The organism is Pseudomonas sp. Sample_16, assembly GCF_004307665.1.
Taxonomy (GTDB): domain Bacteria; phylum Pseudomonadota; class Gammaproteobacteria; order Pseudomonadales; family Pseudomonadaceae; genus Aquipseudomonas.
In genome coordinates this window covers 1-14,398 of sequence record NZ_RCOB01000052.1, presented here as the reverse complement: position 1 = coordinate 14,398, position 14,398 = coordinate 1, and the positions used below count along the sequence as shown (strand labels likewise).

Below are 14,398 nucleotides of genomic sequence, written 5' to 3'. Positions count from 1 at the left end.
AAACCGTGCACAAACAAAAACGCCCGACCTTGGCAGATCGGGCGTGATCGTTCCCATGCTCCGCGTGGGAATGCAGCCGGTGACGCTCTGCGTCACTGCCGCAGTGGACGCGGAGCGTCCGTTGAGGCGTTCCCACGCAGAGCGTGGGAACGATCATCAGGACTGACTGGTTGGCGTCGATGGAGCCGGCGCGACAGTCGGGGTGACAGCAGGCGTTGGCGCGGTCGCGGAGTTCGATGCGCTGACTGGAGCTGCGGTCGGGGTTGCCGGCTTGGCCGCTGCCACAGCTGGCTTGGCAGCGGCTTTAGGAGCTGCCGGCTTCTTCACCGCTGGCTTTTTCGCAGCAGCAGGTTTTGCCGCTGGTTTGGTTGCAGGTTTAGCGGCGGCGGTTTTAGCGGCTGGCTTTGCTGCCGGTTTGGCTGCTGGCTTGGCAGCCGCTTTAGCGGCGACCGGTTTGGCCGCTGCCTTGGCTGCTGCAGGTTTCGCTGCGGCAGTTTTTGCCGCTGGCTTGGCGGCAGGTTTGGCTGCGGCTTTTGCCAGTGGTTTAGCCGCGGTCTTTGCGGCCGGTTTGGCAGCAGGTTTTGCCGCTGCAGTCTTCGCCGCAACAGGCGCGACCTTGGCACCGGTCAGTTTTTCGATTTGCTTGGTCAGGGTATCGACCTTGCTGTGCAATGCTTTTACTTCATTGCGGCTCGGTACGCCCAGACGCGAAATGGCGCTGTTCAGACGCTTGTCGAAAGCGCCTTCGAGCTCATCCCACTTGCCCAGTGCGCGGTCTTTCACGCCGCTGATGCGCGATTTGGCCGAAGAAGCGGAGTCCTTGGCGGCGTCGACTTTTTTGCCCACGGCGCTCTTGGTGAGCTTCTCGGCTTTCTCGCCGTCCTTAACCAATGCATCGAAGAGTTTGCTGCCGTCAGTGTCGATCTTCGAGTACACGCCCAAACCAGCCAGCCAGATTTTACGGGAGTAGTCTTCGACTTTCCCGATCCACGAGCTGCCTTCTTTTTCGGTGTTCTTTTTAACAGCCATCCCGTTCTCCTTAAGATTTACGCGCGACACGTTCGAGCAATGCCGTCAGCTCATCGAGCTTAGCAGAGAGTGTCTCAACGTCATGTTTAGACGGAATGCCGATACGATTCAAGGCACTTGCGACACGCGTGTCGAACGCCTTCTCGACCCTGTCGAGTTGAACTTCGACCTTGCCCTTGAAAGTGCTCACTTCACTCTTGGCTTCGTCGATCTCGGCATTCGCTGCTTCAAGTTTCTCGGCAACTACTTTTTTGCCTTTCTTTTCAACAGATTGGCCAGCTTTTACCAACTCTTGAAAGTATTCGCTGCCCTCTTGCCCAACCTTGGCGTAGGCACCCAGGCCTGCCAGCCAGACCTTGCGGGCATAGGATTTGACGTCGCCCAGAGTACTGGTCGATGCGTCGATTTTTTTCTTCAAAATTGCTTTGGCCATGGTCCACCTCACGCGCAGAAGGTTTGAGGAACTGCCCGCGAAATTGTCGGGCTCTGGCACAAAGTAGGGAGAAAAATTAGAAACGGCACCCTAACAACTGACATAAAAGCTCGGGTGCAGCGCAAAAAAGTGTAGGAGTGAGCCTGCTCGCGAAAGCGGACTTTCAGTCAAATTGCCAGTGACTGACAGACCGCTATCGCGAGCAGGCTCACTCCTACAGGGAATCGAATTTCAGACAAAAATCAGACCAGCGCTTTATCCAGCGCCTTCTCGATTTCCGCTTTGATCATGCCGCTCATGGCCGACATCATCAGGCCGAGCTCTACATCGACCTTGATCGAATCTTCGGTGACATGCACCGCGCCCTTCACACCCGAACGCTTGAGGTTGAGGGTATCTCCGGACCACTGCGGCTCCAGGCCATATTGCTCGGAGAGTTTCTGCGCCAGCTTGTCGGCCTTCTCGCGCGCCGCTTCTTTGCCCAGGCCATGGGCACGTTCAACACTAATACGGGCCATCGAATGACTCCTGCTTATGAATGCTTTCCCGGAGCATCTTGACCTCTGCTGCGTCAAAACGTCCCGATGGTTGCCCATCTTACCTTCAGCCTTGCCAAGACAAAGCATCCCTTGGGGATTAGAATGTCGCGCATTCTCTTTTGGTGACAGCGATATGACTGATCAGCGCAAAGGCAGCGATGCCGAACCCACCACTCACTTCGGCTTCAAAAACGTTCCGGAAAGCCAGAAAGCGGAAAAAGTCGCTGAGGTTTTTCACTCGGTAGCCGCCAAATACGACCTGATGAACGACCTCCTGTCGGGCGGCATGCACCGTCTGTGGAAGCGTTTCGCGATCGAACTGTCGGGCGTTCGCACCGGTAACCGCGTGCTCGATATCGCCGGCGGCACCGGTGACCTTACCCGGAAATTCTCGCACCTCGTCGGCCCGACCGGCCAGGTGGTGCTGGCCGACATCAACGAGTCCATGCTCAAGGTCGGTCGTGACCGCTTGCTGGACCTGGGTGTGGCGGGCAACGTCGAATTCGTCCAGGCCGATGCGGAAAAACTGCCGTTCCCGGACAATCATTTCGACTGCGTGACCATCGCCTTCGGCCTGCGCAACGTGACGCACAAGGAAGACGCCCTGCGCTCCATGCTGCGTGTACTCAAGCCGGGCGGCCGTCTGCTGGTCCTCGAGTTCTCGAAGCCGACCAACGCGCTGATGTCCAAGGCCTACGACGCCTACTCGTTCGCCTTCATGCCACTGATGGGCAAGCTGATCACCAATGACTCGGAAAGCTATCGCTACCTGGCCGAATCGATCCGCATGCACCCGAACCAGGAAACCCTGAAGTCGATGATGGTCGAGGCCGGTTTCGACCGTGTGACCTATCACAACATGACCGCAGGCATCGTTGCCCTGCATCGCGGCATCAAGCCCTGATGCTGCTCGCAGGCCTGCTCGCCAGCGTTGAACTCGGTCTGAACCGGGTGCTTCGTCTCGACAGCACGGCGCTGCCGCGGCTCGCGCATTTGAGCGGCAAAGTGATTGCCGTCGATTGCCGCAGCCCGGCACTGCAATTGTTCATCCTGCCCAGCGACGAAGGCCTGATGCTGGCCTCCCAGTGGGAAACCGGCGCCGACTGCACCTTGCGCGCACCGGCTTCCAGCCTGTTGAAACTGGCGATGAGCAAGGACAAGACCTCCGTTCTGCATGGCCCTGAAGTCGAACTCGACGGTGACAGCGGTGCGCTGCTGGAACTGGCGGCGATCCTTCAGGACCTGGAGCTGGACTGGGAGTATGAACTCTCACGCTGGCTAGGCCCGGTCGCCACGCAGCTGGTCGGTGGTCATTTGCGCAGTCGCGCGCGCTGGTATCAGCAAGGATTTACCAGCCTGGGCCAGAACCTGGGCGAATACCTGGCCGAAGAGTCGCGCACCCTCGTTGGCCAGCGCGAAGCCGAAGCGCGATTCAGTGAACTGGACCAGATCAAGCTCGATCTGGAACGTCTCGAGGCGCGTTTCGAGCGCCTTTCCCGATCCCTCGACCCAAGCGATAACGCATGAAGCTGCTTGCCGTCCGCCGTTTGTTGCGCATCCAGCGCGTCGTGATTCGCTACCGCCTCGATGACCTGCTGTTCGCCCTGCCGCTGCCCTGGTTCCTGCGGGTGTTGCGTTATGCCTTGCCGTGGCGCTGGTTCCCGCGCAGGACCCTGGACCTGAGCCGCGGCGCGCGACTGCGTCTGGCACTGCAGGACCTGGGGCCGATCTTCATCAAGTTCGGTCAGATCCTGTCTACCCGCCGCGACTTGCTGCCCGAAGACATCGCTGATGAACTGATGAAGTTGCAGGACCGCGTGCCGCCATTCGACTCGCAGGTCTCGGTCAAGCTGATCGAAGAACAGCTCGGCAAGAAAATCAGCGAGGTGTTCAGCCGTTTCGACGTCGAACCACTGGCCTCGGCCTCGGTGGCGCAGGTGCATGCCGCGCAGCTGAAAACCGGCGAAGAAGTGGTGGTCAAGGTGATCCGCCCGGGCCTCAAACCGGTGATCGCCCAGGACCTGGCGTGGCTGTTCATCCTCGCCCGCGCCGCCGAAAAACTCTCGGCCGATGCACGCCTGTTGCACCCGGTGGACGTGGTCAGCGACTACGAAAAAACCATCTATGACGAACTCGACCTGCTGCGCGAGGCGGCCAACGCCAGCCAGCTGAAGCGCAATTTCGAAGGTTCGCCGCTGCTGTATGTGCCGCAAGTCTACTGGGACTGGTGCCGTCCGAAAGTGCTGGTGATGGAGCGTATCTACGGCATTCAGGTGACCGATCTGGCGACCCTGGCCGACCAGCGCACCGACATGAAAATGCTCGCCGAACGCGGTGTGGAGATCTTTTTCACCCAAGTGTTCCGCGACAGTTTCTTCCACGCCGATATGCACCCCGGCAATATTTTCGTCAGCACCGTGAGCCCGTGGAGCCCGCAATACATAGCGATCGACTGCGGCATCGTCGGCAGCCTGACCCCGGAAGACCAGGATTACCTGGCACGCAACCTGTTCGCCTTCTTCAAGCGTGATTACCGGCGCGTGGCGCAGCTGCACATCGATTCGGGCTGGGTGCCGGCGGAAACCAAGCTCAACGAATTCGAAGCGGCGATCCGCACCGTTTGCGAGCCGATTTTCGAAAAACCGTTAAAAGATATTTCATTTGGCCAGGTGCTGATGCGCCTGTTCCAGACCGCGCGCCGCTTCAACATGGAAGTGCAGCCGCAACTCGTTCTGCTGCAGAAAACCCTGCTCAATATCGAAGGCCTGGGACGTCAGTTGTACCCGGATCTGGATTTGTGGAACACCGCGCAGCCATTTCTCGAACGCTGGATGCGCGAAAGGGTCAGCCCCAAAGCCTTGATTGGCAATGTGCAGAGCCAGTTCGAACAGCTCCCGCACCTGGCCAACATGGCCCGCGATCTGCTTGAACGCATGTCCCAACCCCACGCCTACGACCCGCCGCCACCGTGGCACCGTCGTCGCGATGACTGGTTCTTGCGTCTGCTCGGCACGGCGCATCTGGCGGGTGGCGCGATCCTCGCCGCTGGTGGCCCGCTGAATGAACTGGCCTATTGGCCCGCCGGGATCATGATGGCGGTCGGCTTGTATCTGGTCGTTCGCCGATAGCCAGTTGCGTGAACGACTGGCACACTGTTTCAACGCTTGGGTTCGACTAATGAAGTGTTGAACCCGCTGTCGGAGTCGAAGATGAAAAACTGGCTGGACGAGATCAAGTGGGACGCTGACGGCCTGGTGCCCGCGATTGCCCAGGATCACAAGACCGGGCGCGTCCTGATGATGGCCTGGATGAACCGCGAAGCGCTGGAACTGACCGCTGCCGAAAACCGCGCGATTTACTGGTCACGTTCCCGTGGCAAGCTGTGGCGCAAGGGCGAAGAGTCCGGCCATGTGCAAACCCTGCATGAGATGCGCCTGGACTGCGACGCCGACGTGATCATCCTGATGGTCGAGCAAATCGGTGACATCGCTTGCCATACCGGCCGCCAGAGCTGCTTCTACCGCGTCTACAAAAACGGCGACTGGACAACGGTCGACCCGGTTCTGAAAGATCCGCACGCCATCTATTCCGCTTTTGCAGGACACAAACATGAGTGACACTCTGACCCGCCTGGCTCAAGTGCTGGAGGAGCGCAAAGGCGCCGCCGCCGACAGTTCCTATGTCGCCAGCCTGTACCACAAGGGCTTGAACAAGATTCTGGAAAAAGTCGGCGAAGAGTCGGTCGAAACCATCATTGCCGCCAAGGACGCCGCCGTCAGTGGTGACTGCAGCGATGTGATCTACGAAACCGCCGATCTGTGGTTCCACAGCATGGTCATGCTCGCCCAATTGGGGCAGCATCCACAGGCTGTACTCGATGAACTGGACCGTCGTTTCGGTCTGTCCGGACACGCCGAGAAAGCCTCGCGTCCGTCCGCCTGAATAACTATTAGAGAGGAGCAGCAACATGGGCATTTTTGACTGGAAACACTGGGTCGTCATCCTGGTTGTTGTCGTACTGGTGTTTGGCACCAAGAAACTGAAAAACCTCGGCACCGATGTCGGCGAATCGATCAAGGGCTTTCGTAAAGCCATGAACGATGACGAAAAACCGGCCGACCCGACGGCCACTCCAGCCCAACCGGTTCCGCCGGTTCAGCCTCAGGCCTCTGTCAATCAGCCGCACACCATTGACGTGCAGGCGCAGAAAGTCGAAGAGCCGATTCGCAAAGACGTGTGAGCACTGACTAATGTTTGGTATCAGCTTCTCTGAACTGCTGCTCGTCGGCCTCGTTGCCCTGCTGGTGCTGGGTCCCGAGCGCTTGCCGGGCGCAGCGCGCACCGCCGGCCTGTGGGTCGGGCGACTGAAGCGCAGCTTCAACGCGATCAAACAGGAAGTTGAACGTGAAATCGGTGCCGACGAGATTCGTCGGCAACTGCACAACGAGCACATCCTGTCGCTTGAACAGGAGGCGCGGAAAATTTTCACACCGACCCAGCAGGAGCCTGCGCCGGTCGAGCACGTGGGAGGGCAGACGATTCAAGCACCTGCCCCTGCGACAGCACCGGCAGTTGCAGCTGTCGAGTCCGCTCCCCCTGTAGCAGCCACTCCGGTTGAACCCGTTACACCTGCGGCTGCGCCCGTTGCGCCGGCCCCTCATGACCCAACACTGCCGCCGCGAGCCCCATGAGCGATCTCCCAGAAAACGACCAGCACATGCCGCTGGTTTCGCACCTCACCGAGTTGCGTACCCGTCTGCTGCGCTGTGTAGCGGCGATCTTCATCATTTTTGCCGGGCTGTTCGCCTTCACCCAGCAGATCTACACCTTCGTTTCGACGCCGCTGCGTGCTTATCTGCCGGCCGGCGCGACGATGATCGCCACCGATGTGTCGTCGCCATTCCTGACGCCGTTGAAGCTGACGATGATGGTCTCGCTGTTCCTGGCGATCCCGGTGATCCTGCATCAGATCTGGGGCTTCATCGCGCCGGGCCTGTACAAGCATGAGAAGCGCATCGCCGTGCCGTTGCTGGTGTCCAGCATCATGCTGTTCTATGCCGGCATGGCGTTCGCCTACTTCCTGGTGTTCCCGCTGATCTTCAAGTTCTTCGCCGCCGCCACGCCGGCCGGTGTGGAAATGATGACCGACATCACCAGCTACCTCGATTTCGTCATGACGCTGTTCTTCGCCTTCGGCGTGGCGTTCGAGATTCCGGTGGCTGTGGTGTTGCTGGTGTGGATTGGCGTGGTCGACGTCAAATACCTGAAGAAAATCCGTCCGTACGTGATCATCGGCTGCTTCGTGGTCGGCATGATCCTGACCCCGCCGGATATCTTCTCGCAGACCCTGCTGGCCGTACCGATGTGGATGCTGTTCGAAGTCGGCATCCTGTTCAGCAGCCTGATCAGCAAGCGTGGCGAGCATCCGGACGATCAACCGGCTGACGATCACAACGACCAGCCGCCAGCGACCCAAGCGTGAACCTGCTGTTACTGGAAGAGGCCGATTTCATTGCGGCCGACCGGGTGATCCTGCGTGATCGCCGGTTGACCCACATGCAGGAAGTCCATCGCTGCGAAGTCGGCGACAGCCTGCGTGTCGGGCGCATCGGCGGGCTGATGGGCTCGGCCGAAGTGCTGCGCCTGGATACCGCCGAAGCCGAATTGCGCGTTACCCTCGATCAACCACCGCCGACCAAGCTGCCGTTGACCCTGGTGCTGGCCCTGCCACGCCCCAAAATGCTGCGCAGGGTGTTTCAGACTGTTGCAGCCATGGGTGTGCCACGCATCGTGCTGGTGAACAGCTACCGCGTCGAGAAGAGCTTCTGGCAGACGCCATTCCTGGAGCCTGAAGCCATTCGCGAGCAACTGATCCTCGGCCTGGAACAGGCGCGGGACACTGTTCTGCCGGAAGTTGTGATCGAGAAACGCTTCAAACCCTTCGTCGAGGATCGCCTGCCTGCCATCACCGAAGGCACCCTCGGCCTGGTGGGGCATCCGGGCAACTACCCGCCCTGCCCGCGTGCCTTGAGCGAACCGGTAACCCTGGCCATCGGCCCTGAAGGTGGCTGGATTCCCTACGAAATCGACCTGCTGGGCAAATCCGGCCTGCAACCGGTGCAACTGGGCGAGCGCATCCTGCGCGTCGAAACCGCCGTGACCGCCCTGCTGGCACGACTCTTCTAACCGACACTGAGAAATCCGTAGGCGCGAGCCTGCTAGCGATGGCGGTGTACCAGCCAACATTGAAGTGGCTGAAACTCCGCCGTCCGCTTATCGGGCAGCGCCTACAGAACCCCACGCCACTGCCGATATACCTCCCATAAAACCAATGTGTGGTCCGAGGGAGTTACAGCATGTACCAATGGCTGGCCGATAAGCTGGGAAATGTAGGTGTAAACCGCAAGTTGGGCGTCGGCTTCGGTCTGGTGCTGCTGCTGACATTGCTGATCACGTTTACCGGCTGGACCGGTCTCGGTGAAGTGACGAGTCGCGGCGACAAGCTCGGTTTCATTTCCGAGATCAACGGCCTGACCAAGGACCTGCGCATCGCCCGCCTCGACTACGAAATGCGCCGCGGCGAACAAGGTCCTGGAGCGGTCAATGACCTGCTGGGCAAGCTCGAAACCGGCCTGCAAACGGCTCGCCAGATGATCGAACAACCCGCCGACATCGCCATGATCGACCAGCAACTGGCCGCTGTCAGCCTGTACAAACAAGGCTTCACCGCCCTGACCCAGGCCGGCGCCAACCGTGAAGATGCCCGCAGCAAACTCGGCGCTACCGCCGACAACGCCGTTGCCAAAGTCGCTGAGGTTGAAAAATCCATGCTGCAAGGTGACAGCGTGGCGGCATTCAACAGCGTGATCGAGCTGAGCAAACTGATCCAGCAGGCGCGCTTCCAGGTTCGCGGCTACACCTACAGCGGCAAGAGCGAAGCCGAGCAGCCGGCCCTCGATGCGATCGACAATGCCCTAAAATACCTCGAAAGCCTGCCCGCCAAACTGCCTGAAGAACACCTCGCCAACCTGCAACTAGCCACCGACTCGCTCAAGGCTTATCGCGCCGCGGTGAGTCAATACCGTGACTCCCAGGTCGCCAGCGTCGACGCCCTGAAACGCATGGCGGCCCAAGGCGAAATCCTGCTCCAGGTGAGCAACAAACTGACGGTTTCGCAAACCCTGGTACGCGATACCGATGTAGCGCATGCCAAAAACATGCTGTTGGTGGCCACCGCCCTGGCACTGGTCTTCGGTCTGTTCGCTGCCTGGGCCATCACCCGGCAGATCGTGATTCCGCTCAACCAGACCCTCAAAGTGGCCGAACGCATTGCTTCCGGCGATCTGACCCACAACCTCGAATCCAAGCGCCAGGACGAACTGGGGCAGCTGCAACGTGCGATCCAAAGCATGACCCAGGGCCTGCGCGAGCTGATCGGCGGCATCAGTGATGGCGTCACGCAGATTGCCAGCGCCGCCGAAGAGTTGTCTGCAGTTACCGAACAGACCAGCGCCGGGGTCAACAGTCAGAAGGTCGAGACCGACCAGGTGGCCACGGCCATGAACGAAATGACCGCCACGGTGCAGGAAGTTGCACGCAACGCCGAGGAAGCCTCCGAGGCCGCGGTCGCCGCCGACCAGCAGGCCCGCGAAGGTGACAAAGTGGTGGGCGAAGCCATTGCCCAGATCGAGCGCCTGGCCAAGGAAGTGGGAAACTCCACCGAAGCCATGGGCGAGCTCAAGCGCGAGAGCGACAAGATCGGCAGTGTGCTCGACGTGATCAAGTCCGTGGCACAACAAACCAACCTGCTGGCGCTCAACGCTGCCATCGAAGCCGCCCGTGCCGGTGAAGCCGGACGCGGCTTTGCCGTGGTCGCCGACGAAGTGCGCAGCCTGGCCCAGCGCACCCAGAAATCCACCGAAGAAATCGAAGAGCTGATCGTCGGCCTGCAAAACGGCACCCAGCAAGTGGCGACCATCATGGACAACAGCCGAAGCCTGACCGACAGCAGCGTCGAACTGACGCGCCGCGCCGGTGGCTCACTGGAAAGCATCACCCGCACGGTTTCGGCAATCCAGGCGATGAACCAACAGATTGCCGCCGCCGCTGAACAACAGAGCGCCGTGGCTGAGGAGATCAACCGTAGCGTGCTGAACGTGCGGGATGTCTCGGACCAGACCTCGGCCGCCAGTGAAGAGACCGCGGCCTCCAGTGTTGAGCTGGCGCGGTTGGGAACGCATCTGCAAATGCTGGTGGGACGGTTCAAGGTTTGAGGTGATCCGATCTACTTGATCGTTACTTGATCGTTCCCACGCTCTGCGTGGGAATGCATCCTCTGTCGCTCTGCGTCACGCCCGAGAAAGGACGCGGAGCGTCCTGGGCGGCGTTCCCACGCGGAGCGTGGGAACGATCAGGCCATAAAAAAACCCGCTTTCGCGGGTTTTTTCATTACGCCATCTGAGGCTGTACGCTCAACGGTTTGAGCGGCAACAACGGGGCATGAGGGTCGGCCTTGACCGACTTGCGCCACGCGCCCAGCCACTCCGGATGGCCTTCGTTCCAGACCTGCTCATGCAAGCGGGCCAGGGCCACCGGATCGCTCAACAGCTGCACACGCTCGTTGTTGGTCAGGCCTTGCGGCCCAACTTTCATCGCGTGCCGCACGCGCTCGATCCGTAGCCATTCAATCGGCTCGGCCTCACGGTGACGCGAGGTCGCCAGCGAGCACGCCAAGGCGTTCTGCTGCGGATCGACCACCGAACGGACGAAGCCGTCGTTCAGCGCATGCCAACGGTTTTCGTGGGTGTACTGGTCAGTAGCCAGCAATGCCTGCGGCGGATTGTATTCCTCAGGGATCAGGAACAGGCTCTCGTCGCGGGATTTCAGGCCCAGTCCGACACGGCTGGAAATCACCGAGACCGGGATCGACAGCATCAGCGAACCGACGATCGGCACCAGCCACCACAGGAAGCTCGGGTTCAGCCAGATCACCAGCAAGGCCCAGAAGAAGCCCAGCAAGGTTTGCGGGCCGTGGCGCTTGACTGCTTCGCTCCAGGGCGTGGAGTCGTCGTCACGTTGTGGCGAATTCCAGGTGGCAGCCCAGCCGAGGAACGCGGCAAGCACGAATCGGGTGTGGAAAATCATCCGCACCGGTGCCAACAGCACGGAGAACAACATCTCCAGCAGCATCGACAATGTCACCTTGAACTTGCCGCCGAACTCTTTCGCGCCCTTGGCCCAGATCAGGATGATGCTCAACAGCTTCGGCAGGAACAGCAGCACGATGGTGGTCGAGAACAGCGCAATCGCCTTGTCCGGGTGCCATTGTGGCCACAGCGGATAAAGCTGGCGCGGTTCAAGGAAGTACTGCGGCTCCATCAACGTGTTGACTGCCAGCAGCGCCGTCGACAACACCAGGAAGAAGAACCACAGCGGCGCCGACAGGTAAGACATCACACCGGTCAGGAACACGGCACGGTGCACCGGGTGCATGCCCTTGACCAGGAACAGCCGGAAGTTCATCAGGTTGCCGTGGCACCAGCGACGGTCACGCTTGAGTTCATCCAGCAAGTTCGGCGGCAGCTCTTCATAGCTGCCCGGCAAGTCGTAGGCAATCCACACGCCCCAACCGGCACGGCGCATCAGCGCGGCTTCAACGAAGTCGTGGGACAGGATCGCACCCGCGAACGCGCCTTTACCGGGCAGCGGCGCCAGGGCGCAGTGCTCGATGAACGGCTTCATGCGAATGATCGCGTTGTGGCCCCAATAGTGCGATTCACCCAGTTGCCAGAAGTGCAGACCGGCGGTGAACAGCGGACCGTACACCCGGGTCGCGAACTGCTGCATGCGTGCATACAGCGTGTCCATGCCCGACGCACGCGGCGCGGTCTGGATGATCCCGGCGTCCGGCGTGGCTTCCATCAGACGCACCAGACTGGTCAGGCACTCACCGCTCATCACCGAGTCGGCGTCGAGTACGACCATGTACTTGTAGTCACCGCCCCAGCGACGGCAGAAGTCGTCGAGGTTACCGCTCTTGCGTTTTACCCGACGGCGGCGGCGGCGATAGAAGATCTTGCCGAAGCCCTTGGCTTCCCGGCAGACGTCCAGCCAAGCCTGTTGCTCGGCCACGCAGATGTCGGCGTCGTTACTGTCGCTGAGCACGAAGAAGTCGAAGCGATCCAGATCACCCGTGGCCGCGACCGATTCGAACGTTGCGCGCAGACCGGCGAATACCCGCGGCACGTCTTCGTTGCAGATCGGCATCACCAGAGCGGTGCGTGCGTCCTTTGGAATCGCCTCGTTGCCGGCGCTTTTACCGGAAATGCGGTACTTGTCGTGGCCGGTGAGCAACTCGAGGAAGCCCATCAGCGCGGTCCAGAAACCTGCCGAAACCCAACAGAACAGGATCCCGAACAGAATCAGGATGCTGGTCTGCAATGCATACGGCAGCACTTGGGTAGCGGTTTGCAGCAGCGGCTGATGCAGGACTTCTTCGAGGTCGACGAACGACCAGCCCTGATACGGCATGATGCCTTTCATGTACCAGCCGGCCACGATGGTCTGGCCGAGCATCAACACCAAAAGAATGTAGCGACGGATCGAACCCACGGTACGCCAGCGTGCTGCGGGCAGGACGCGTTCGTCCTTCGGCGGCTTCGGCGGGTTGGTACGACCGGTCATCCGGCGCCAGCCACGTACCAGGATGTTGGTACGCCAAGGCTCGGGCACGACCTTGGTCCGGCGAATCGGCGGAGTGGCCTTGAGGCAAACCCGACCGCTGGCGTCGAGCGCCAGCATTTCGGCGTCCTGCAACTCTTCGGCGGTGCTCAGGGTCAGGCGCTTGCCCACCGAAGCCTGGGCGGCCTCGGTGGGGGCGTCGAACGTGGAGGACGACAGGCGTTCGTGCAACTCGCTGAAGGACTTGCAGCCCGCGAGCTCCGCGCGCTGCTGGTCGGTCATCGGCAGATGCGCCAGATACTCCGAAAGAGTTTCTGGCTGTACTAGAGAATTACTCATCGGCAGGCAACTGATAGCTCCAGGTCTCGGTCAGGACTTCTTCAGTCGGTGCCGATTCCGGTGTGGCTGGGGCCGCGTCAGCAGCGACAGGCTGCTTGGCGTCTGTATTGGCCTTGTCCTTGGCATCTGCAACCGGCTTGGCTTCGGCATGCTTGGCCTCGGCTTGCTTGGCTTCCTTGTCCATCTTCTCTTGTTGCTTGGCGGCGACTTTGTCGGCCTTGGCAACGGACGAGTTCGACGCTGGAACCGCCGACTTGGCCAGGTCAGCCGTCACAACAGGCTGTACCAGCGCAGCGCGCATTTCGGTGGACTTGCTCGGGTCCTTGATCTTCATGCGCAAGGTCAGGCGCCAGCCCTTGGTTTCAGGGTTGTAACGGACGCTGTTTTCCACGACCTCGGCGTTGTCACCCACGCTAACCTGGCTGCGAACGTCGGCATCGGCCGGCAATGCCGCCAGCGATGGACCTTCGAAATCCACCAGGTACGCCACGCTACCGTCCGGCTGACGAATCAGGTTGGACTGTTTCACGTCACCGGTGGAGCGCAAGGTTTGCTTGACCCAGGCGCTGTCCGGCGCGTGAATCGAAGCTTCATCCATGGTCCAGTGCATACGATAAGCGACATCGAGCGGCTGGCCGGGTTCCGGCATCTTTTCCGGGCTCCAGAACGCCACGATATTGTCGTTGGTTTCGTCAGCGGTCGGAATCTCTACCAGATCGACGGAGCCCTTGCCCCAGTCGCCTTTCGGTTCGATCCAGGCACTTGGGCGCTTGTCGTAGCGGTCGTCGAGGTCTTCGTAGTGGCTGAAGTCGCGGCCACGTTGAAGCAGACCGAAGCCGCGCGGGTTCTCTACGGAGAAGTTGCTCACGGCCAGGTGTTTAGGGTTGTTCAGAGGGCGCCAGATCCACTCGCCGTTACCGGCATGGATCGACAGACCGCTGGAGTCGTGCAGTTCACGACGATAATTCAGGACTTTCGATGGCTGATTGGCGCCGAACAGGTACATGCTGGTCAGCGGCGCAACGCCAAGCTTGGTCACTTTGTCACGCAGGAACATCTGCGCCTTGACGTCGACAATGGTGTCGCTGCCCGGACGCAGGGTCAGGCGATAGGCACCAGTAGCGCGAGGCGAATCGAGCAACGCGAAGATCACCAGATGCTTGTCGCCCGGCTTGGGCTGTTGAATCCAGAACTCGCGAAAGCGCGGGAACTCTTCGCCCGATGGCAACGCGGTATCGATCGCCATGCCGCGCGCGGACAAGCCATAGACGTGACCCTTGCCGACAACGCGGAAATAACTCGCGCCGAGCATGGTCATGATTTCGTCTTGCTTGTCGGCCTTGTTGATCGGGTACAGCACACGGAAACCGGCATAACC

Annotated in this window: 15 protein-coding genes; 10 read left to right on the top strand and 5 right to left on the bottom strand. The window is 60.5% G+C overall.

From position 1 onward, the window contains the following. Positions 1 to 156 precede the first annotated feature (156 nt). From D8U69_RS07025 to D8U69_RS07015, 3 genes are all read right to left on the bottom strand, one after another. Positions 157 to 1,029 (bottom strand): phasin family protein, encoded by an 873-nt coding sequence (locus D8U69_RS07025; protein WP_130906988.1) that lies wholly within the window; start codon positions 1,027 to 1,029, stop codon positions 157 to 159. Between the two features lie 10 nt (positions 1,030 to 1,039). After that, a complete protein-coding gene (locus tag D8U69_RS07020) occupies positions 1,040 to 1,462 on the bottom strand; it encodes a phasin family protein (protein WP_130903895.1) in 423 nt (140 codons plus the stop codon). 242 nt (positions 1,463 to 1,704) lie between these two features. Further along, positions 1,705 to 1,980 (bottom strand): polyhydroxyalkanoic acid system family protein, encoded by a 276-nt coding sequence (locus D8U69_RS07015; RefSeq protein ID WP_056852247.1) that lies wholly within the window; start codon positions 1,978 to 1,980, stop codon positions 1,705 to 1,707. Between the two features lie 154 nt (positions 1,981 to 2,134). On the opposite strand from D8U69_RS07015, the gene ubiE reads away from it, so the two are divergent. The 10 genes from ubiE (at position 2,135) to D8U69_RS06965 (ending at position 10,274) form a co-directional block, all read left to right on the top strand. After that, positions 2,135 to 2,905, top strand: a complete 771-nt coding sequence (gene ubiE, locus D8U69_RS07010; protein ID WP_007989286.1) for a bifunctional demethylmenaquinone methyltransferase/2-methoxy-6-polyprenyl-1,4-benzoquinol methylase UbiE — start codon at positions 2,135 to 2,137, stop codon at positions 2,903 to 2,905. Beyond that, positions 2,905 to 3,528 carry an SCP2 domain-containing protein gene (locus D8U69_RS07005; RefSeq protein WP_130906987.1) on the top strand — a complete coding sequence of 208 codons (624 nt, stop codon included), beginning with the start codon at positions 2,905 to 2,907 and terminating at the stop codon, positions 3,526 to 3,528. Before ubiE ends, D8U69_RS07005 begins: the two co-directional genes overlap by 1 nt. Next, positions 3,525 to 5,129 carry a ubiquinone biosynthesis regulatory protein kinase UbiB gene (gene ubiB / locus D8U69_RS07000; protein WP_056852245.1) on the top strand — a complete coding sequence of 535 codons (1,605 nt, stop codon included), beginning with the start codon at positions 3,525 to 3,527 and terminating at the stop codon, positions 5,127 to 5,129. Before D8U69_RS07005 ends, ubiB begins: the two co-directional genes overlap by 4 nt. 81 nt (positions 5,130 to 5,210) lie before the next feature. After that, a complete protein-coding gene (hisI, locus tag D8U69_RS06995) occupies positions 5,211 to 5,618 on the top strand; it encodes a phosphoribosyl-AMP cyclohydrolase (protein ID WP_056852244.1) in 408 nt (135 codons plus the stop codon). After that, positions 5,611 to 5,943, top strand: coding sequence for a phosphoribosyl-ATP diphosphatase (locus tag D8U69_RS06990; RefSeq protein WP_046816939.1), 333 nt, complete (start codon positions 5,611 to 5,613; stop codon positions 5,941 to 5,943). Before hisI ends, D8U69_RS06990 begins: the two co-directional genes overlap by 8 nt. Before the next feature lie 25 nt (positions 5,944 to 5,968). After that, the gene (locus tag D8U69_RS06985) at positions 5,969 to 6,241 is read left to right on the top strand and encodes a twin-arginine translocase TatA/TatE family subunit (RefSeq protein ID WP_056852243.1); all 273 of its coding nucleotides are present in this window, start codon (positions 5,969 to 5,971) and stop codon (positions 6,239 to 6,241) included. A gap of 10 nt (positions 6,242 to 6,251) precedes the next feature. Continuing rightward, positions 6,252 to 6,692, top strand: a complete 441-nt coding sequence (gene tatB, locus D8U69_RS06980; protein ID WP_082557515.1) for a Sec-independent protein translocase protein TatB — start codon at positions 6,252 to 6,254, stop codon at positions 6,690 to 6,692. Beyond that, a complete protein-coding gene (gene tatC / locus D8U69_RS06975) occupies positions 6,689 to 7,483 on the top strand; it encodes a twin-arginine translocase subunit TatC (protein WP_130906986.1) in 795 nt (264 codons plus the stop codon). Before tatB ends, tatC begins: the two co-directional genes overlap by 4 nt. Next, a complete protein-coding gene (locus tag D8U69_RS06970; RefSeq protein WP_056852240.1) occupies positions 7,480 to 8,187 on the top strand; it encodes a 16S rRNA (uracil(1498)-N(3))-methyltransferase in 708 nt (235 codons plus the stop codon). The genes tatC and D8U69_RS06970 overlap by 4 nt, the downstream gene beginning before the upstream one ends. 170 nt (positions 8,188 to 8,357) lie before the next feature. After that, positions 8,358 to 10,274: a methyl-accepting chemotaxis protein gene (locus D8U69_RS06965; RefSeq protein WP_130906985.1), complete on the top strand. Its 1,917-nt coding sequence runs from the start codon at positions 8,358 to 8,360 to the stop codon at positions 10,272 to 10,274. A 175-nt stretch (positions 10,275 to 10,449) separates the two neighbouring features. Here the strand turns inward: D8U69_RS06965 and mdoH are convergent, their stop codons facing one another. Beyond that, on the bottom strand, positions 10,450 to 13,020 hold the full coding sequence (gene mdoH, locus D8U69_RS06960) for a glucans biosynthesis glucosyltransferase MdoH (RefSeq protein ID WP_056852238.1): 2,571 nt from the start codon (positions 13,018 to 13,020) through the stop codon (positions 10,450 to 10,452). Then, on the bottom strand, positions 13,013 to 14,398 hold a 1,386-nt coding region (locus tag D8U69_RS06955; protein WP_130906984.1), incomplete at its 5' end, for a glucan biosynthesis protein G. The genes mdoH and D8U69_RS06955, both read right to left, overlap by 8 nt.